Here is a 20,067-nt window from a genome sequence, read left to right as displayed (position 1 = left end):
TTGAGGGGCGGATTCTGCGGGTATCTCATGGGGTTTTTAGCCCTAGATGCTCGGAGAATCCGCCCCTCAACGCGTATGGGCCCAGAGCCCAGGAGTTTTCCCCAGGATCTAGTTACCAGCCTCCCGTTCACAGCCTCGGCGGCTGCCCCCGGTTGAGCCGCAATCCGGTGTGCACTGAATCCCGTGGAGTCACTGAGCACACCTCAAGACGGCCGTCGTCGCCCCGGGATCTTCGTGCCCCCAGCGGGACGACGACGGGCGCGCCTCCAGGCCGAGGGGATGGCGCGACGCGATCTCGAGCATTCCCGGGCAAACGATCTTCTGCATCAGCTCACCCACGGCATCTATGCGGGCACGGGGTTGCCGAACGAGCCAGAGGCCGATCCGGTCCGCGCGCTGCTGCAGGGCCTCACCGAGTCGACCTCGCGTGTGATCAGCTTCGAGACGGCAGCCCGGCTGTGGGGGCTGATCCCCGGTGAGCTCAGAGCGCCGCTGCATATCAGCAGCCCCGCAGGCGGCGCCCGCGTGCAACGCCCGCACCTGGTGGTGGGTCACCGGATCACGGTTCCGGAGCAGTTCGTGCTCGACCTCGGCGGCATCCGAGTGACCAGTCCGGCCTGGACCTGGTTGGACCTGGCGCTGGATGGCCCGACGGGTCCCAAGGGCCCTCGGGGTGGTGAGGTGGCGCGTGCCGTGATCCTGGGTGATCAGGTGGTGCGGCCTCCGCGCGGAGAGTACGGCGAGACCGGCAGACAGCTGGCCAGCATCTCCGAACTCCGTGAAGCAGTCCGAGCCCGGGGAAGGACCAAGGGGATCAGGGGTGTGCGGGAGGCGCTGGGGCTGATCCGCGAAGGCGTCGATTCCCCGCAGGAGTCCCGGCTGCGGTATTTCATGCACCTCGCCGGCCTGCCGGAGCCGCTGGTGAACCCGGTGATCCGGCATCCCAGCGGATATCCGTGGTTCGAGCCGGATCTGGCGATTCCGACGTTCCGCGTCTCCATCCAGTACGAGGGGGAGGAGTTCCACTCCACCCCGCACAGCGTGCGCAAGGATGTGCGGCGCAGTGAGATCACCGAGCAGCTGGGCTGGATCGAGGTCAGGATCACTGCGGACCATATGGCGGACCAGGGGCGCCGCGCGATCCAACGCATCCAGCGCGCCCTGATCCAACAAGGGTGGCGTCCGGAAAGACCCACCACACACAGTTGAGGGGCGGATTCTCCGAGCATCTGACGCCGTTCCCGGCATCAAGTACTCGTAGAATCCGCCCCTCAACGATGGGACGGGTGGTGGAGCGGCCGCTTAGTGCTCGGCGGCCTTCTCGGCGCCCACACCGGTCAGCGATCGGATCTCCATCTCGGCCTGCTTGGCCGGATCCTCGGAGACCTTCGAGGTCATCGAACCGAGCCAGCCCAGCAGGAACGCCAGCGGGATCGAGACGAGACCGGGGTTGGTCAGCGGGTACAGCGCCAGGTCGATCTCCGGGAAGAACGAGGTGTCCCGGCCCCAGACCACGGGGGAGAAGGCGATCAGGAGCAGCGCCGAGCCGAGTCCGCCGTACATGGACCACAGCGCGCCACGGGTGGTGAATCGCTTCCAGAACAGCGAGTACAGGATCGTGGGCAGGTTCGCGGAGGCGGCGACCGCGAAGGCCAGCGCCACCAGGAAGGCCACGTTCTGACCCTGTGCGCCGATGCCGCCGAGGATCGCGAGGATGCCGACCACGATCACGGTCATCTTGGCTGCCTTGACCTCGCCGGCGGAGTCGATCTTGCCCTTCTTGATGACCTGGGCGTAGACGTCATGGGCGAAGGAGGCCGAGGCCGTGATCGTCAGTCCGGCGACCACCGCGAGGATGGTGGCGAAGGCGACGGCGGCGATGAAGCCCAGCAGGAACGTGCCGCCGAGCTCGTAGGCCAGCAGCGGTGCCGCAGAGTTCTGCCCGCCCGGTGCTGCCAGGATCGTCTCGGTGTCCAGCAGTGCTGCTGCGCCGTAGCCCAGCACCAGGGTGAACAGGTAGAACGCGCCGATCAGGGCGATGGCCACGACGACGGACTTGCGTGCGTCCTTGGCGGTGGGGACCGTGTAGAAGCGGATCAGCACGTGTGGCAGGGCGGCGGTGCCCAGCACCAGCGCGATGCCCAGGGACATGAAGTCCAGCTTGGTGAACAGGTCGGCGCCGTACTGCAGACCCGGCTCGAGCAGAGCCGCCTCACCGGTGTTCTCCACGGCCGAGCCGAGCAGCTCGGAGAAGTTGAAGCCGTAGAGCGCCAGGACCCAGATGGTCATGACGGCGGAACCGGCGATCAGCAGCGTGGCCTTGATGATCTGGACCCAGGTGGTGCCCTTCATGCCGCCGATGAAGACGTAGAAGATCATCAGTGAGCCGACCACCGCGATGATCAGCGACTGTCCGAGCCCGCTCTCGATGCCGAGCAGCAGCGCGACCAGTGCGCCCGCACCGGCCATCTGGGCCAGCAGGTAGAACAGGCAGACCGCGAGGGTGGAGATGGCCGCGGCGATGCGCACCGGCTGCTGGCGCAGGCGGAAGCTGAGCACGTCGGCCATGGTGAACTTGCCGGTGTTGCGCATCAGCTCGGCGACCAGAAGCAGCGCGATCAGCCAGGCGACCAGGAAGCCGATGGAGTACAGGAACCCGTCGTAGCCGTAGATCGCGATGGCGCCCACGATGCCGAGGAAGGATGCCGCGGAGAGGTAGTCCCCGGCGATGGCGGTGCCGTTCTGCGTGCCGGAGAAGGAACGTCCGCCGGCGTAGTAGTCCGCGGCGGTGCTGGTGTTCTTCGACGCCCGGATCACGAAGAACAGCGTGACGCCCACGAAGACCAGGAAGATGGAGATGTTCGCCAGCGGGCTGCCGACGTCGGAGCCTGCCTCGGCGGCGGCCGTGGCCAGCGGCGCAAAGCCTGCCTCGATGGTGGATGCGTTGATCAGGGAGTTCATCAGTGCTTGTCCTCCTCAGGAAGGCCCGCGCCTCGGGCCTCGAGCTCGAGTCGGATGGCGGTGGATTTCGGGTCCATCTTCGAGTTGCTGAACCAGACATAGAGTCCGGTGATCACGAAGGTGGTGACGAACTGCGCGAGCCCCAGCACTAGGCCGAGGTTGATGTTGCCCCAGACCGGAATCGCCATGACGTCCGGGAAGAACGCGGCGGTGATCACGAAGGCGATGTACCAGATGAGGAAGAAAGCGGTCATCGGGAAGACGAAGCTCCGGTGCGTCCTACGAAGCTCTTGGAAGTCTTCGCGCGCCTGCACCTCCTGGTAGTCAACGGGCCCCGCGTTGGGGGTATTGACCTGGGTCATGTCGGCTCCTTCATCAGTAGCGTCGGCCCGCGGATGCGGGCCTCGGTCACGTGTGTGTACTTCAAGAGTGCAGTGTGATCCGGGTCACGATCGACTTGAGGGCATGCTCATGCGACGAGCGGCACCAGATTAGCGACGAGTGGTCGCTCGGGCGCTCGCGAGGAGGAATGGTGAGCTGTGCAACAGATCGGCCCGCGCCCTCATAGGATGAACACGATGGACTTCCTGACCGAGCTCGCCCCCCTGGTGCTCGCCCTGGCCCTGGTGGTCGGGGTGATCCTGGCTGCCGTCCTGCTCTACCGCACCCACGACGACGCCGGGCCCGCCGGCGCTCGGGAGGCTGTGATCAGTCCGGAGGTCCGGGCGCAGCTGAGTGAGGCGCCCGTGGAGGAGGCGCTGCGGCGCCAGCTCGTGGAGGCGGAGCTGCGCTCGCTGCGCGCGCAGATCTCCCCGCATTTCATCTACAACAGCCTCAACGCCATCGCCGCGACGATCCCCACCGACCCGGTTCGAGCGCGAGAGCTGGTGCTCGACTTCGCGGACTTCACCCGCTACAGCCTGCGCGCCGAAGGCGAGTTCACCACGCTGCGCGAGGAGCTGGCCGCCGTCGAGAGCTATGTGCTCTTGGAGAAGGCGCGCTTCGGTGATCGCATCCAGGTGAAGCTGCAGATCGCCCCGGAGGTGCTCGGCGTGCGGATCCCCTTCCTTGCGGTGCAGCCCCTGGTGGAGAATGCGGTGCGCCATGGGATGGATTCCGAGGCCGGCTCCGGCACGGTCTGGCTGCGCGCCGCGGACACCGCGACCCACGCGGAGATCAGCGTGGAGGACGATGGTCAGGGCGCCGATCCGGAAGCTATGCGGCAGGTGCTCCACGGGGAGGCCGGCAACGCCCACATCGGGGTGCGCAACGTGGACCTGCGGCTTCGCCAGGCCTACGGCGGAGCCGCCGGGCTCGTGGTGGAGACCGCTCCCGGAGCCGGGATGAAGGTCTCCATGCGGATCCCGAAGTTCCAGCCCGACCCGTTCCAGCCGGACCCGTTCCGACCCGACCCGTCCAGGCAAGAACTGCCCCAGCACGAACCGACCCGGCCCCAGGAAGGAACCTGATGGAAGCGAATACGGCTTCGCAGGGACTGAGTGTCCTGGTGGTCGACGACGAGCCGCTGGCGCTGTCTCAGATGAAGTGGCTGCTCGACGCCGAGCCCCAGGCCGGCGAGGTCTTCACGGCAGCGGATGCACGCAGCGCGGAACAGGTGCTGCAACGGCAGCGCATCGACGTGGTGCTGCTCGACATCCATATGCCCGGCATGAGCGGACTGGCGCTGGCCCGCAGGCTGCGAGATCTTCCGGCGGCCGAACCGCAGGCCGAGGCCGGACCCCAGGTGATCTTCGTGACCGCGGACGCCCATCCCGCGGTGGAGGCGTTCGAGCTCGAGGCTCGGGACTATCTGCTCAAGCCGGTGCGCGCCGCGCGGCTCGCCGCGGCGCTGCGGCGGGCCACGGCGGCTCGAGAGGCCGCCGCGCAGGATCGCCCCGAACCGGTCCGGGTCTCGGTGCTTCAGGGTGACTCCACGGTGCTGGTGAAGCTGCAGGACATCCGCTGGGTCCAGGCACATGGTGACTACGCCCGGCTCCATACCCAGGCCGGCACCTACCTGCTGCGCACCCCGCTGGCGGAGCTGGCGGAGGAGTGGCAGGAGCACGGGTTCATCCGGACCCACCGTTCCTCGCTGGTCAACGTCATCCACGTGCAGCGGGTGACCCGCCGGCAGGGACGGATGCTGATCGAAGTTCCCGGCGCCGAGCTCGAGGTCAGCCGGCGGCTGATGCCCCAGGTGCGCGAGCGCCTGGAGGCCGGCCGCTGATGAGCGACGCCGACCCAGCCGCCGACCCGGCCGCGCAGCCGTCCCGCCGCGGACTTCAGTGCGCGGGCCCCAGGCGGAGCCCACCGTGCGCGAGGCGCTGCTGAGCCGCAGTCAGGCGGCCGATCACGCACGGACCGCCGGTGCAGACTCCGACCAGCGGGACCAGGCGGTGCGGGGCCTGATGCGCGCCCAGCTGCGGCTCGCGCTGATCCTCGGCGTCGGGTTCTTCTGCGCCGTGGTGCTGATCAGCCTGCTGCTCGTCACCACCGGGTTCGGGGCGCTCACGCTCTGGGGCGTGCCGCTGGCCTGGGCCGTGCCCGGCCTCGGGTTCTTCCCGGTGCTGCTGGTCCTGGCCGGGTACTTCCGTCGACACTCTGAGGCCAACGAGCAGCGATGGGCTGAGGTCCTGGGACTCAGTCTGCAGAGCTCCGATTCAACGGCCACCCCGACGGCCCGTCCCGGATCAGGGGCCCCACGGTGACCGGGGAGCAGATCGCCGTCCTGGCCGCCGTCGCGCTGGTGTGCGCGGTGACCCTGCTGCTGGGTGGTCCTGGCTTCTCGCGCAGCACCGGCGACTTCTTCGTGGCCTCCCGCCGTGTCCCGCCCTGGATGAATGCCTCCGCGATCGCCGGGGAGTTCCTCTCCGCGGCCAGCTTCCTCGGCGTGGCCGGGCTGATCCTTGCCCACGGGACCTATGGGCTGTGGTTCCCGGTGGGCTATACCGCGGGCTTCCTGATCGTGCTGCTCTTCATGGCCGCCCCGCTGCGCCGGTCCGGGGCCTATACGATCCCGGACTTCGTGGTGCTGCGCTTCCGTTCCGCGATGATGCGCCGGATGACGGTCCTCGTGGTGGTCGCCGCCGGCTGGCTCTACATCGTCCCGCAGCTGCACGGCGCCTCGATCGCGCTCTCGGCCACCGGCGGCGCGCCCGGCTGGGTGGGGCCGCTGCTGGTGGCCCTGGTGGTGCTCTTCGTGGTGCTCACCGGCGGCATGCGGTCGGTGACCCTGGCCCAGGCGGTCCAGTACTGGGTGAAGCTGACCGCGCTGCTGGTGCCCACGGTGTTCATCCTGCTCCAGGTCGGCTTCTGGGAGCGGCTGGAACTGCCCGAGTTCCACGGCACCTGGTCTGCCGGGCTGGCCACGCTGAGCGGATCCGGGGACCAGTTGGGGGACTTCTCCCGAAGCCTCTCGGTGCTCGTGGCGCTGATGATGGGCACCCTCGGGCTGCCCCATGTCTTGGTCCGCTTCTACACCAACCCCGACGGCGCCGCCGCCCGCCGCACCACCACCTTCCTGCTGGGGCTGCTCGTGCTGTTCTACCTGCTGCCGGTGCTGCTCGGAGTCATCGCCCGGATGGTCTGGGGAACGACGACGGCGGCGAGCGAGCTGGCGGGCACCGGCGGGCTCAGCCACGACACCGCCATCCTGCGCCTGCCGGCCGCGGTGTTCGACGGCCTGGCCAGCGATCTGCTGACCGCGCTGATCGCCGGGGGAGCCTTCGCGGCCTTCCTCTCGACCACCTCGGGGCTGGTGGTCTCGGTCTCCGGGGTGCTCTCCCAGGAGTTCTTCTCCGGCACGGTGCGCGGATTCCGGCTCGGCGCGCTGCTGGCGATCGCGGTCCCGCTGGTGGTGGGATCTGCGACCTCGGAGCTCGCGCTGGCCGGTGCGGTGGCGATGGTGTTCACCTTCACCGCCTCCGCGCTCGCCCCGGTGATGCTGCTCGGGGTGTGGTGGCGCGGGCTCACCGCCCAGGGTGCGTTCTGGGGGATGGCCTTGGGAGCTGTGAGCTCATTGGCCGCGCAGGTGTTGGGCCTGAGTCTGGGGGAGGGACCGGTCCAGGACGGCCCGCTGCAGCTGCTGGTGTCCCCGGCGCTGTGGTGCGTCCCGCTGGCCTTCGCGGTGACGGTGCTGGTGAGCCGGTTCGGAGCTGGGCAGCCGCCGAGCCACACCGAGGCCGTGATGGCTCGGCTGCACACCCCGGAGATCGCGGCGGCGCGGCAGAACCTGTGAGGTCAGCCCGCACCGAACCCCGCCTCGAGCCCCGCCCCGCGCCTCGGCCTGCGCGAGATGCGGCGCCTAACCTCAGGCCCGGCGAACCTCAGCGCCGTCGCGGCTCGCCGGGGTAGCGCAGCCCGATCTGCGCGCGAATCTCGTCCAGGGTGCCCATGATCCGCACCGAGTCATCCACGCTGAGCAGCTCCGAGGTGAGCAGCCCGCGGGCCACATAGTCCTGCGCCGCGAGCGCCTGATGCTGCATGCCCACCCCGTGACGGGCGGACTCATAGCGCTCCAGCAGCGTGCCGTCTGCGGCGCGGTGGCTGAAGTCCGCGGAGGTGTACCAGACCCCGTCGATGTCGATCCGGCCCTCGGTCCCGACGATATGGGCGGTGTTGGGACCCTTGGCGCGCGATGAGGTCGTCGTCGTCGAGAGCGCCCCGGAGAGGTGGGTCATCAAGGTGGCGACCTCGGTGTCCACGCCGGTGGCGCCGAAGTGGGCCGCGGCCTGGATGCTGATCGGTTCACCCAGGATGTCCCAGGCGAAGGAGATCGGGTAGATGCCCAGGTCCAGCAGGGCGCCTCCGCCCAGACCCGGCGCATTGATCCGGTGCTCCGGGTCGGTGGGCAGGGACTGGGTGTGATCGGCGAAGACCGTGCGGACCTCGCCGATGCCGCCGGCCGCGATGATCTCGCGGATCCGGCGGATATGTGGCAGGTATCGGGTCCACATGGCCTCCATGACCAGCAGCCCGTGGCGCGCGGCGATCTCACGCAGCTCCACGGCCTCGGCCCGGTTGAGTGTGAACGGCTTCTCCACGAGCACATGCTTGCCCGCCTCCAGCGCCATCCCCGCGGTCTCGCGGTGCATCGGATGCGGTGTGGCCACATAGATGATGTCGACCTCAGGATCGGCCACGAGCGCCTCGTAGGAGCCGTGGGCATGCGGGATCCCATAGGTATCGGCGAAGCGCTGCGCGGACTCCTCGGAGCGGGAGCCCACGGCGCGGACGTCGAGTCCGGCGATCAGGGCGTCGGCGGTGAACTGTCCGGCGATGAACCCGGTGGCCAGGATGCCCCAGCGCAGACCATGGCGTCGCGGAGTCGGAGCCGGGGTCACCGGATCTGCCTCGTGCTGGGTCCCGCCGGGGGTCCCGCCGGGAGACTCGCGGGAGCGGGCTGGGTCGGTGGGGAAGTCTTCCGGGAACGCGGATGTTGCCTGGCTCACAGTCATGGGCCTGAGAATACACCGAGGAGGGGTTTTCTTGAGCCGGTTGATCCGGACAGCGGTCCGCACAGCGGAGAAATCCTAGGGTGGCACCCCAGGGCGCCTGGGGGTGTGGACTTTAGTCTATAGAGTGCACCAGGGTCCGCCGGCCCGTTCCCCGGCGGACCCACCCTCTGCAGATCTCCTGCCCGACCTCCGGGAAGCCCACCATGACTGTTCCTCCCAGCTCCTCCGTGTCTGCCGACGGCCTGACCGCCGCCAGCTCCTCCACCTCCAGCTCGGCTGCCGAGTCCCGCACGCGGCCCTCGGCGAGCCCGCGACGTCGTCGTCAGCTCGGCGCCGAGCGGCGCACCGAACCCTTGTCGGTGGTGCATCCGCGGCCGAGCCTGCGCCGTATCGTGCTCAGCCGCTTGGCGATCCTCGCCACCATGCTGGCCTGGGTCGGGTACGTGGTCAGCACCGTGCTCTGGCAGTTCCTGGAGTACGGCTCGCAGAACTTCCGCTTCACCATGGAGACCGTGGGCTACCTGCTGGTGGTGACCATGCTGACCTTCTCGGCCCTGATGTACCTCGTGGCCCGGCACGGCGCGCTGCTGCGCTTCCGCTCCCACCGCCGGGCCTCCCGGGTGGAGCTCGACGCGCACTTCAGCGGGCAGAGCGCGGTCTCGCAGCGTTCCGAGGTCGACTCCCCGATGGTCGTGCTGGTGCCCTCCTACGCAGAGGAGCCAGGCGTGGTGCGTCAGACCCTGTGGTCCGCGGCGCTGCAGGAATACCCCGAGATCCACGTGGTGCTGCTCATCGACGACGCCCCTGACTCGCAGAGTCCTGCGCTGGAGCGGACCAGAGGCCTGGCCGCAGAGATCGAGGCCGCCCTGAAGAAGCCCGGAACCAGGATGTCGGACGCCCAGGTCATCTACGAGATGGGACTCTCCCAGGGCCAGCCGGTGAACTCGCTGCAGGTGCTGACCCTTGCCGGGCACTACTCCTGGGGTGCGGACTGGCTGCGCCAGATGGCGGCTGAGGAGTCCCGCGTCGATCACGTGGACGACTTCTTCTGCAACCAGGTCCTGGGCGGCCTCTCCGCCGAGCTCGCGGCCACCGCAGAGGCCCTCGTGATGGCCGCCACGGCCCAGGAGCTGCCTTCCGCAGAGCGGATGCTGCAGCTGCACCGTCGGCTGGCCTGGATCTTCAACGCCGAGCTCAGCAACTTCGAGCGCAAGAGCTACACGAACCTCTCCCACGAGGCGAACAAGGCCATGAACCTCAACGCCTACCTCGGGCTCCTCGGCGGGGAGTACAAGGCGGAGCTGAGCTTCTCGGGGACCGCGCTGCGTCCGGTCCAGCCCGGAGAGACTGCGGATCTCAGCGTGGCCGACGCCGAGTTCGTGCTCACCCTCGACGCCGACTCGCTGCTGCTGCCGGAATACTGCCTGCGCCTGGTCCACCTGCTGGAACAGCCTGGCAACGAGCGGATCGCGGTCACCCAGACTCCGTACTCGTCCTTCCGGGGCGCCGGCACACGGATCGAGCGCCTGGCCGGGGCGACCACCGACATCCAGCACCTGCTCCACCAGGGGATGAGCCACGCCGGGGCGACCTTCTGGGTGGGGGCCAATGCGGTCATCCGGACTGCGGCGCTGCAAGACATCGCCGAGACCAGCTGGGAGAACGGGGTGCTGGTCAAGCGCTTCGTGCAGGACCGCACGGTCATCGAGGACACCGAATCCAGCATCGACCTCGGAACCCACGGCTGGACCCTGATGAACTACCCCGAGCGGCTCTCCTACAGCGCCACCCCGCCGGATTTCGGCTCCCTCGTGGTTCAGCGGCGCCGCTGGGCCAACGGTGGACTGCTGATCCTGCCCAAGCTGGTGCGCGAGCTGCGCGCCCGCCGTCGTCGGGGGGAGCAGATCCGGCTGACCGAGGTGATGCTGCGGCTGAACTACATGGCCTCGATCGCCTGGGCCTCCCTGGGGCTGATCTTTCTGCTCGCCTACCCCTATGACTCTCGGCTGCTCAGCCCGCTGATCCTGCTGGCAGCGCTGCCCTACTTCCTGACCATGGGAGCCGACCTGCGGGAGTGCGGGTACCGGTTCTCTGACATCTTCCGGATCTATGGGTTCAACCTGATCCTGCTCCCGGTGAACCTGGCCGGGGTGATCAAATCCCTGCAGCAGGCGCTGACCGGAGAGAAGATCCCCTTCGCCCGCACCCCGAAGGTCAAGGATCGCACCGCTGCACCCTGGATCTACGCGGTCGCACCGGTGCTGATCGTGGGGTTCTCGCTTCTGACCCTTTGGCGCGACATCGGGCAGCAGAACTGGGGCAACGCCGCCTTCGCCGCCTTCAACGCCTTCTGGGGCACCTGGGCGTTCATCGCGTATATCGGACCCTGGAACGCGTTCATGGATGTGGTGCTCGCGATCCGCAGCTGGTTCTACGTCGAAGACGTCAAGACCTCCCGGCGACCAGCCAGGAGCTCCAAGAAGGCTCACGCCACGCCGCCCGTCCCTGGGCAGCTCGACTGGCGACTGGTCCTGGATGAAGGCATCCTCGGCGCGGGCTCAGCCCCTCGCGGGCCCCAGGCCGAGGGTCACCCGAAGCGCAACGGCTCCGCCTCGCTCGCGGTGCTGCGCCCGCTGACCAGCCAGAAGCTCACCTATCAGCCCCTGTCGCTCGCCCGGCCGTCGGCAGACCGATCCCGCAGCGCACAGGAGGAAAACGCATGAGCAGCACCGCACGACTCTCACCGTGGCGAGTTACCCTCGCCGTCATCATTGTGCTCGCCACCGCGGTGGCCGGCGTTCTAGGAGTCCGCATGTACGAAGCTCGAGCAGCACAGGAGCCGGCCTCCCACTGGTTCGCCGGCTATGTCGATGTCACCGCCACTCCGAGCTACGCGTTCGAGGAGGGGTCGGTGGACGCCGAGGGCCACGTGTCCGACGTCGTGCTCTCCTTCATCGTCGCCGATGAAGCCGGGAGCTGCACGCCCAGCTGGGGGACGTACTACGGCCTCGAGGAGGCCGGCGCGGAGCTCGACCTGGACCGTCGCATCCAGCGGCTGCGTGAACAGGGGGCCGGAGTCGTGGTCTCCTTCGGCGGCGCCATGAATCAGGAGCTGGCCACGGTCTGCGAGTCTCCGGAGGAGCTCGCCGAGGCCTACCTGGCGGTGATCGAGCGCTACGACCTGGACACCATCGATCTGGACATCGAAGGACCCGCACTCGAGGACCCTGAGAGCAACGCGCTGCGCGCCGAAGCGGTGGCGCTGCTGCAGAAGAAGCTCGCTGCCGCGGGCAAGCCGCTCGCGGTGTGGCTCACGCTGCCGGTGATCCCCAGCGGGCTGACCGCCGACGGGCGCGACGTCGTGATCGGGATGCTCGACTCGGGCGCCGACCTGGCCGGGGTGAACCTGATGACCATGAACTACGGCCAGGCGCGCGACTCACGCTCCATGTTCGACGCCTCCGCAGCGTCCCTGCACGCCACCCACCGCCAGCTGGGCATCATGTACGAGCAGGCCGGGATCCCGCTGAGCAGCGCCTCACTGTGGGGCAAGCTGGGCGCCACTCCCATGGTCGGGCAGAACGACGTGGTGGACGAGGTCTTCACGGTCGATGATGCGCAACGTTTCAACGAGTTCGCCGTGGAGAACGGGGTCGGACGGATGTCCATGTGGTCGCTGAACCGGGATGCGACCTGCGGGCCGAACTATCCAGACACCTCACGGGTCTCTGACGCCTGCAGCGGGGTCGATCAGGGGGAGCTGCGCTTCGCGGAGGTGCTCAGCCAGAGCTACACCGGTCATGCTGCGGAGGCCGCCTCGGCCACCACCACGCCCGATCCGGCCGCCGCGGCCCCGGCCGAGGATGACCCGGAGACCAGTCCCTATCCCATCTGGACCGAAGAGGCGTCCTATCTGGAAGGCACCAAGATCGTCTGGCACCGCAACGTCTACGAGGCGAAGTGGTGGACCCGCGGAGAGCTCCCGGACAACCCGGTGCTCGAAGCCTGGGATACCCCATGGGAGCTGATCGGACCGGTCCTGCCCGGGGAGACCCCGTTGCCGGTCTTCACCGTGGAGAAGGGCACCTACCCGGCCTGGAAGGGCTCGACCTCCTATGACAAGGGTGACCGGGTGCTCGCCGAGGGAACGCCGTATGAGGCGAAGTGGTGGACCGAGGGAGACAGTCCGGACGCCTCACAGGGCGACCCGGACAGCTCGCCATGGGTGCCGCTGACCGCCGAAGACGTCACCGAAGATGCCGCGGAGGACTCGGAGGACTCGGAGGACTCGGAGGACGCAGAGGACGCCGAGTAGCAGTCTTGCCTCGGCGACAGAAGCGGCCCCTGGAGGATCCTGCGGGATCACCCAGGGGCCGCTTCTGCTCGCGGACGCCCGGAATCGGCCCGACGGCCACGCCGCGCGGCTTGTCGAGCCACATGTGTCGGACAGAAGTCCGTGGACCCCGGAAAACCTAGGGCCGCACCCCAGGGCGTACGCACAGGTATGGACTTTAGTCTCTATGTAGCACCAGGGCCCGCCGGCCGTTCCCCGGCGGACCCGCCCCCCTGCAAGATCCCTCTGGTCCCGGCCCGTGTCAATAACGTCACGCCCTCTTACACCTAGCTACGGGATGTCTCAAATGTCTATCTCTCCTCTCGCCACCCCTCCCGCCTTCAACCCGAAGCGCGCCCCCATTCTCAGCCAGATCATCGGCCGGCCCGCAGGTGCCCTGGGCACCAAGACTTCCCATGTCGCGGCGCCGCCGAAGCAGGCCGCCGAGGACGCGCCCTTCGACGTGCGCGAGGCCTACGCCGCCCACGGAGCCGCCCTCTTCGCGTTCGCGTTCAACGGACTGGGTGACCGGACCGACGCCGAAGACTGCGTCCAGGAGGCGTTCATCCGGGCCTGGAAGGGCAGGGAGCGCTACAGCAGCTCGCGGGGCTCGGTGCGCACCTGGCTCTTCGCCATCGAGCGGAACCTGATCATCGACGCGCTGCGGTCTCGTTCCCGGCGTCCGTCGCCCTCGGGAGAGCAGAAGATCGAATCGGCCAGCGAACCGGTGACCGAGGACCTGCTCATCGTGGAGCGGCTGGCCATCTACGAGGCCCTGGCCGGGCTCAGTGTTGAACACCGCGAGGTGATCGTGGCGGTCAAGCTGGACGGCATGGACTACCAGGAGCTCTCGGAGCGCACCGGCATTCCGATCGCGACGCTGCGCACCCGGATGTACTACGGGCTGAGGTCACTGCGCAAGACGCTCGGTGATGGGGCTCGCGATGGCGCTGAGACCACCGCGCTGCAGTCGCTGCGCTAGATGCCGCGCACCCCGGGGGAGAACCCTGGCGCCTGCTCGGGCGGGGCGGTGCGCTGGGAGGCCACTGCCGCGGAGGTCCAGAGCTCCCGCCTGGAGGACATCCCCAGCTTCGGCAGCAGGTTGGACACGTGATACTCCACGGTCTTCTTCGACACGAACAGGCTCTCGGAGATCTCACGATTGGTGCGTCCCTGGGAGATCAGGTGGGCGATGTCCCGCTCCCGGGGCGTCAACGAGGCGTAGCGGCCGGCCACGGAGAGCAGCCTGCTCTTCACCGCGCCCAGTTCCGGAGAAGCGCCGAGCTGGGCGAAGATGTCTCGCGCCGCCTCGAGCTGCTCGTCGGCCTCGGCATGCTCGCCGCATTCGCGGTGCGCGATCCCGAGGCTGTGGTGGAGCCGGGCCTTGGTGTGCGGGAAGTCTGTGGCGAGCCAGATCGCTGCCCGGTAGTCCGCCACCGCCGCCCTGAAGTCCCCGCGCTGTGCGGCGAGCTTCGCCCGCAGGGCCTGCGGATGGCCATAGGGGAGGGGCAGCGCAGGTTGCAGCGCAACCTGCTTCGAGAACACCTCCAGGAGTCGGCCAGCCTCGGCGATCCGGGCCCCGCTGGGGTTCTCGAGGTCCAACAGCGCCTCGATCTCCAGGGCACGCCAGCCGATGAGACCCACCTCCTCGGCCCAGGTGCTCAATCTGCTGCGCCTGAAGGCCGCGATCACGTCGAGGGCCCGCGCATGGTCATGGGACATTCGAGCCGTCCAGGCCATGGCGGTCATGACGTTGTAGAGCGGCAGAGAGCTCGAGGTCGTCACATGGTGGCTGAGCCAGTCGGTGTGTTCCGCGGCCGCCGTCTCATCGGCATGGGCGACGGCGGCCATGGCCAGCACCGCATGAGAACTGGCGAGGCCGCGCCAGTCGTAGCTGGCCCGGGCCATCGAGATCACCCGTTCCGCGCGCAGGATCGCATCGCTCCAGCGACCCAGTTGAAACTCGATCATGGCCTGCTCGGCCATTCCGCGCTGCGCCGCAGCTGGGACCACCCGGTGGTGCCTTCCCTCCTCGGCGCGCTCCAGATCGTCCAGGGCCGCGGCGGTATGACCGGCGTAGTAGTGCACCCTGGCGCGGAAATAGAGCGCGTCCGTGTGCTCGGCGGTACCAGCTGCCTGGATCAGGAAATCATCCAGGCGCGCGATGGACTCCTCGACCACCCCCGAGTTCCACAGCGCGTAGATCTCATGCATGGCCAGCACGCGGCCCAGCACCTTGTCGATGGGAGTAGAGGGTGTGATCCCGAGGAGCCGCAGCTCGGCCACGGCGGCCTGTGCGGCCTGTGCATCGGCGGCGGCGATCTCCACGGTGCACAGCAGGATCAGCATCCGCCAATGGGTGAGGCTCTCGATGTGCTGCCCGGCCCCGGGCGCGCGCAGCTCGCTGTGCAGCAGCCGCCGGGCCTCGGCGAGCTGACCGGTGAAGAAGGCCAGACCCGCCTGGAACAGCGTCACCATGACCGGGTCTTCGAGCAGGCCGATCTCCGTATGGAGGTCGAGCACGCCGTGCGGGTCCTCCGCTATAGCAACTGTGAGGCTCGCCGTCAGCATCCGGCGCGCACGTTCGGGCCCGCGACTGACGTTCATGGCCATGGAGAGGTACTCCGCACTGGTCAAATAGTCCCCAGCCTCCAGCGCCTTGAGCCCTTCGACCTCGAACTCGTCACCCAGCCCTGGATCTCCGTCAGATGAGGAGGCGGCGCTGAGGTGGCGGGATCGAGCGAGACCGGTCGTGCGCTCAGCAAGCAGCTCGTGCAGCTGCTGGCGGCGGGCAGGCTCGATCAGTGCCTGGGCCGTCTGCCGCCATGCTTCGTCGGCCAGTCTCACCTCGCGTCCGTTGCCGCTCAGGATCGGGTGCAGCGCGTCGACCAGGTCATCGGCGTCCACCGGGGCGGCAAGGTCGGGACGAGCGGCCTTCAGCGCGAGGACGGCGGCCTCGGCCGCGACCTCGGCCCGGGAGTCGCCGGTGTCCAGAGCCAGGACCTCCAGGAATGTCCGCAGGCAGGGTTCCATCCGCTCGAGCTCGGGCCGCAGGAATGACCGCGAGATCGCGGATTGTTCCTCGGCCTCGGTGTGCACCCCGGCCTCGGCCAGTCGCAGGGCGACGCCGGGGTTGCCCGCCGCTCTCATGTGCACCGCTGCGACGGTCTCTTCGTTGAGCTGGTGGCCGTGCTGGCGCAGCAACCTGCTCAGCTCATGGCGCGTGATGCCGCGCAGCGTGACCCGAGTTCCGGTGTGCGCGGACATCCTCGCCAGCCTGCGGGTGAGCGGATCGACCGTGGGGGAGGAGGTCAGCAGGATCAGCACCGGGGAATCGGCGTTGCGGGTCAGCGACGCCTGATCCACCAGCTGTTCCAGAGCGTGCTTCGCCTCAGCCGAGGACCGGTGGAGGTCATCGACGACCAAGCAGTAGGGGCCGGTCCCGTGTGTCTGCAGGGACTCGCACATCCCCCGGAAAGGGGTCAGATCCGCGAGTGAGAGCACTGTCAGGCCAGCGCCGGCGGCGCGTTCCCGCGCCTCGGAGGCCAGTGCGGACTTCCCGGAGCCTACGGTTCCCTCGAGGAAGCAGACACCGCTGTGCCCGGCAAGGGTGCGATGGATCGCGCGCAGCGCCTTGGCGCGCTCCGAGTCCCGCCCAATCACGATTCTGGCAGCTGATGCTTTCACATGCATGACCCCCGTCGGGTTCAACGCGCCACCTTCAGCGGCGTTGAACACATGGTATCCCCAGGTCAGGACAATGTCGTGCTCATGTCGCTGCTAGATGGCGTTCAGTGGTGCCGAGGCATGGGCACCGCGGGGCTCAGCCCAGCTGCAGGATCTTCTCCTGCACGACCTTGGCGCGCACGTTGGAGAAGCTGGATTCCTCGCCGGTCTCGGTGAAGCCCAGCGACTCCAGGATCTTGAGCGTGCCGAGGTTGTCCACCACCACCCGTGCGGTGACCGGGCGTTCGGGAAACTCGGTGAGGAACTTCTGCACGGCCTCGGTGGTGATGCCCTGGCCCCAGAAGCGCTTCTCGATCCAGAAGGTGATCTCCCGGCTGGCCTCGTCCTCGAAGGCGGCGATCGAGCCCACGGGCTGGCCGTCGCTCTCGATGGTGCGCACGATGATGTCATCGGAGTTCAGCAGCTCGCCCCAATGGTGATCGAAGACGCTGCGGTCCTTGGGGTTGGTCGAGGCGAAGGCGGCCATATGGGCGGCATCGGCATCCTGCTGGAACACGAAGAACTGTTCCAGGTCCTCGGTCTCCACTGCACGCAGTGTGATCATCGGTGAGGCTCCTTCATCGGCTTGTGGCCGCATGGGTCTGCAACTGCTGTGTGACCAGCGTACTGTGCACGCCCATCACGGGCGACCTCGGTGCGCCATAATGGTGCCTATGGCTTCCCCCAAGCGCCGCGTGGCGATCCTCGGTTCCACCGGTTCCATCGGAACCCAGGCGCTGCAGGTCATCGCCGCGCATCCGGACCGATTCGAGGTCGTCGCGCTCGCCGCCGGCTCCAACGCCGCACTGCTGGCCGAGCAGGCCACCGCCACCGGCGCGCGCCTGGTCGGGATCGCCGAGCACGCCGCGGCCAGCGAGCTCCGCGCCGCGCTGACCGCCGGCGGATCGGGCTCAGCGGCGGATCCCGGCAGGGCCGACTCCTCACACCCGGCCGGCCGCCCCGAGATCCTCACCGGTGAAGAGGCCGCCGTGCAGATCGCCGCGGAGTCCGGTGCCGACGTCGTGCTGCAACGGGATGGACCGGGTCCATCCGGTCCTGCGCCCCACCCTCGCCGCGCTGCGCTCCGGCGCCACCCTCGCGCTGGCGAACAAGGAGTCCCTGGTGGTCGGCGGCGCGCTGGTCGCCGAGGCGCTGCAGCGTCCCGGGCAGCTGGTCCCGGTGGACTCCGAGCACTCGGCGCTGGCCCAGGCTCTGAGCTCCGGCCGGCATGAGCGCGGGCTCTGCTCCGTCCCCGCAGACGGCACCACCCGGCTCAGCGGGACCTCAGAGGTCTCCAGCCTGGTGGTCACCGCCTCCGGAGGGCCCTTCCGCGGCTGGGACGCCGCGGCGCTCGCCGAGGTCACTCCGGCCCAGGCGCTGAAGCACCCGAACTACGCGATGGGCCGAGTGGTCACCACCAACTCCGCCACCATGGTCAACAAGGCGCTTGAGGTGATCGAGGCGCATCTGCTCTTCGACATCGCGCTGGAAGACATCCAGACCGTGGTGCACCCGCAGCAGTGGATCCACTCGATGGTCACGTTCCAGGACGGCTCCACCATCGCCCAGGCCGGTCACCCTCGAATGTTGATCCCGATCGCGCTGGGCCTGTCCTGGCCCGAACGGCTCGAGCAGATCGACGCGCCCATCGACTGGACCCAGGCCATGCAATGGGACTTCGAGCCGCTGGATGACCAGGCCTTCCCCGCCGTGGCCCTGGCCAAGGCCGCCTGCGCCGCCTCGCCGACCCATATGGCGGTCTACAACGCGGCCAACGAACAGGCCGTGGAGGCCTTCCACGCCGGACGGCTCGGCTTCCCGGGAATCGTGGCCACGGTGGAGGCGACCCTGGAGTGCTACCAGCCCGCCAGCAGTTCCGCCGCCCCCTCCCTCCAGGAGGTCCTCGACGCGGAACGCTGGGCGAGAGGCACCGCCGAGGAGCGCATCGCCGCCGGATCGGTCCAGGTGCGCGCATGATCGCGCTGCTGATGATCGCTGGCATCGTGATCGTCGCCCTCGGGATCGCGCTGTCCATCGCGCTGCATGAGATCGGGCATCTGCTGCCCGCCAAGCTCTTCAAGGTCCGTGTCACCCAGTACATGGTGGGCTTCGGCCCCACACTGTGGTCCCGGCGCCGCGGCGAGACCGAGTACGGGGTCAAGGCGATCCCGCTGGGCGGTTATGTCGCGATGATCGGGATGTACCCGCCGCCGGATGAGACCGGGACGCTGAACCACCCCGCCGAGGGTGAGCATGAATCCTCGGAGACTCCTGCCGCCGAGGATCCCGCACGGAATGACCACTCCCCGCGGGATCCATACTTGCGCCAGGTCGGAGCCCAGTACGGCGCCCCCGCGGCGTCCTCCCCGGCCGCAGGAACCGCTGCCGGCGGGTTCACCGAAGGGGTTGAGGGCGGGACCGAGGGTGGGACTGCCGGAACCGGCACGGCGACCAAGACGGTGCGCTCGCAGTCCACCGGAATCTTCCAGCAGCTCTCGACCGAAGCGCGCGAGGTGGCCGCCGAGGATCTGCAGCCCGGGGACGAGGACCGGATGTTCTACCGGCTGCCCATCTGGAAGCGGATCATCATCATGCTCGGCGGCCCGGCCATGAACGGTCTGATCGCGCTGGCGCTGACCGCCGGGATCATCTCCTTCCACGGCACCGCCGAGCCGAACACCACGGTCCGAGAGGTCTTTGAGTGCGTGGTCTCCGCCGAGGCCGCCGACGCCGGGCAGACCGAATGCACCACCGAGGATCCCGCCGGACCCGCCTTTGAGGCAGGCCTGCGTCCGGGGGACCAGATCCTGGCCTTCAACGGTGAGCCGGTGGCGACCTGGGATGAGCTCACCGCGCTGATCCGGGAATCCGCCGATGAGTCCAGCGAGGTCAGCTACGTCCGCGACGGCGAAGAGACCACCACCACGCTGACCCCGATCCTCACCGAGCGCCCGATCAGCGACGGACTGGGCCGGGCGCAGCGCGACGACGACGGCGCGCTGATCACCGAACCGGTGGGCTTCATCGGGATGGGCGCCGATCAGGAGATCGTCCAGCAGCCGTTCTGGGAGGCCGGGCCGATGGTGTGGGAGCAGTCCAAGGCGGTGGGCGCCGTCGTCGCGAACCTGCCGGTGCGCCTCTACGACGTGGCGGTGTCCACCTTCACCTCCGCTGAGCGGGACCCCGACGGGCCGCTCTCGGTGGTCGGTGTGGGCCGGATCGCCGGGGAGCTCTCCGCGCAGGAGGAGATCCCGCTGGAGTCCCGCTTCGCCTCGCTGAGCTCCCTGGTGGCCGGGGTCAACGTCGCGCTGATGGTGTTCAACCTGATCCCGCTGCTGCCGCTCGACGGCGGCCACGTGGCCGGGGCGCTCTATGAGGGTCTGCGCCGGCGCCTGGCCAAGCTGCTGGGCCGTCCGGATCCGGGCCCCTTCGACATCTCCAAGCTGCTTCCGCTGACCTATGTGGTCGCCGGAATGCTCCTGGTCATGGGCGTGTTGTTGATCTATGCGGACATTGTGAACCCGATCCGTCTCTTCGAGTAGCAGCGTCCACGCCGGGCGGTACCATGGAGTAGGCGGGTGACCCCCGCCG

14 protein-coding genes and 1 pseudogene are annotated in these 20,067 nt (G+C 68.6%); 10 read left to right on the top strand and 5 right to left on the bottom strand.

The window, feature by feature from the left end; genetic code table 11:
• The first annotated feature begins 279 nt into the window (after positions 1-279).
• Complete coding sequence (locus BG28_RS02935) at positions 280-1,209, top strand: hypothetical protein (RefSeq protein WP_051500892.1); 930 nt, start codon at positions 280-282, stop codon at positions 1,207-1,209.
• Positions 1,210-1,302: 93 nt separating this feature from the next.
• Here the strand turns inward: BG28_RS02935 and BG28_RS02930 are convergent, their stop codons facing one another.
• Both BG28_RS02930 and BG28_RS02925 read right to left on the bottom strand, forming a co-directional pair.
• A complete protein-coding gene (locus BG28_RS02930; RefSeq protein ID WP_084479367.1) occupies positions 1,303-2,961 on the bottom strand; it encodes a cation acetate symporter in 1,659 nt (552 codons plus the stop codon).
• Positions 2,961-3,323: a DUF485 domain-containing protein gene (locus BG28_RS02925; RefSeq protein WP_036474007.1), complete on the bottom strand. Its 363-nt coding sequence runs from the start codon at positions 3,321-3,323 to the stop codon at positions 2,961-2,963. Before BG28_RS02925 ends, BG28_RS02930 begins: the two co-directional genes overlap by 1 nt.
• A gap of 216 nt (positions 3,324-3,539) precedes the next feature.
• On the opposite strand from BG28_RS02925, the gene BG28_RS02920 reads away from it, so the two are divergent.
• Genes BG28_RS02920 through BG28_RS02905 form a run of 4 tightly spaced genes read left to right on the top strand, consistent with a single transcriptional unit; the run spans position 3,540 to position 7,198 of the window.
• A complete protein-coding gene (locus BG28_RS02920; RefSeq protein WP_051500891.1) occupies positions 3,540-4,430 on the top strand; it encodes a sensor histidine kinase in 891 nt (296 codons plus the stop codon).
• Entirely contained in the window at positions 4,430-5,188 is a 759-nt protein-coding gene (locus BG28_RS02915; RefSeq protein WP_036474005.1) for a LytTR family DNA-binding domain-containing protein, read from the top strand. Before BG28_RS02920 ends, BG28_RS02915 begins: the two co-directional genes overlap by 1 nt.
• Positions 5,189-5,246: 58 nt before the next feature.
• Positions 5,247-5,669, top strand: a complete 423-nt coding sequence (locus tag BG28_RS02910) for a hypothetical protein (RefSeq protein ID WP_152539188.1) — start codon at positions 5,247-5,249, stop codon at positions 5,667-5,669.
• Complete coding sequence (locus BG28_RS02905) at positions 5,666-7,198, top strand: cation acetate symporter (protein ID WP_235180940.1); 1,533 nt, start codon at positions 5,666-5,668, stop codon at positions 7,196-7,198. Before BG28_RS02910 ends, BG28_RS02905 begins: the two co-directional genes overlap by 4 nt.
• 88 nt (positions 7,199-7,286) lie before the next feature.
• Here BG28_RS02905 and BG28_RS02900 read toward each other — a convergent pair whose 3' ends face one another.
• Positions 7,287-8,303: a Gfo/Idh/MocA family protein gene (locus BG28_RS02900; RefSeq protein ID WP_036474228.1), complete on the bottom strand. Its 1,017-nt coding sequence runs from the start codon at positions 8,301-8,303 to the stop codon at positions 7,287-7,289.
• A gap of 317 nt (positions 8,304-8,620) precedes the next feature.
• On the opposite strand from BG28_RS02900, the gene BG28_RS02895 reads away from it, so the two are divergent.
• From BG28_RS02895 to BG28_RS02885, 3 genes are all read left to right on the top strand, one after another.
• Entirely contained in the window at positions 8,621-11,140 is a 2,520-nt protein-coding gene (locus BG28_RS02895; RefSeq protein ID WP_084479364.1) for a glycosyltransferase family 2 protein, read from the top strand.
• Positions 11,137-12,732, top strand: coding sequence for a chitinase (locus BG28_RS02890; protein WP_051500889.1), 1,596 nt, complete (start codon positions 11,137-11,139; stop codon positions 12,730-12,732). The genes BG28_RS02895 and BG28_RS02890 overlap by 4 nt, the downstream gene beginning before the upstream one ends.
• Positions 12,733-13,057: 325 nt before the next feature.
• On the top strand, positions 13,058-13,732 hold the full coding sequence (locus BG28_RS02885) for an RNA polymerase sigma factor (RefSeq protein WP_051500888.1): 675 nt from the start codon (positions 13,058-13,060) through the stop codon (positions 13,730-13,732).
• On the opposite strand, the gene BG28_RS02880 is transcribed toward BG28_RS02885, so the two are convergent.
• Both BG28_RS02880 and BG28_RS02875 read right to left on the bottom strand, forming a co-directional pair.
• Positions 13,729-16,413, bottom strand: a complete 2,685-nt coding sequence (locus tag BG28_RS02880) for a BREX system ATP-binding domain-containing protein (protein ID WP_161634787.1) — start codon at positions 16,411-16,413, stop codon at positions 13,729-13,731. The genes BG28_RS02885 and BG28_RS02880 overlap by 4 nt on opposite strands.
• A 160-nt stretch (positions 16,414-16,573) precedes the next feature.
• Entirely contained in the window at positions 16,574-17,041 is a 468-nt protein-coding gene (locus BG28_RS02875; protein WP_051500887.1) for a GNAT family N-acetyltransferase, read from the bottom strand.
• A 100-nt stretch (positions 17,042-17,141) separates the two neighbouring features.
• Here BG28_RS02875 and dxr point away from each other — a divergent pair.
• Both dxr and BG28_RS02865 read left to right on the top strand, forming a co-directional pair.
• Positions 17,142-18,453, top strand: a pseudogene (gene dxr, locus BG28_RS02870) (1-deoxy-D-xylulose-5-phosphate reductoisomerase).
• Positions 18,450-20,018 carry an RIP metalloprotease gene (locus tag BG28_RS02865; protein WP_036473996.1) on the top strand — a complete coding sequence of 523 codons (1,569 nt, stop codon included), beginning with the start codon at positions 18,450-18,452 and terminating at the stop codon, positions 20,016-20,018. The pseudogene dxr and the gene BG28_RS02865 overlap by 4 nt, the downstream one beginning before the upstream one ends.
• Positions 20,019-20,067 lie beyond the last annotated feature (49 nt).

This window comes from Nesterenkonia sp. AN1 (assembly GCF_000582475.1).
Classification (GTDB): domain Bacteria; phylum Actinomycetota; class Actinomycetes; order Actinomycetales; family Micrococcaceae; genus Nesterenkonia; species Nesterenkonia aurantiaca.
This window is presented reverse-complemented; position numbering and strand designations above follow the sequence as displayed.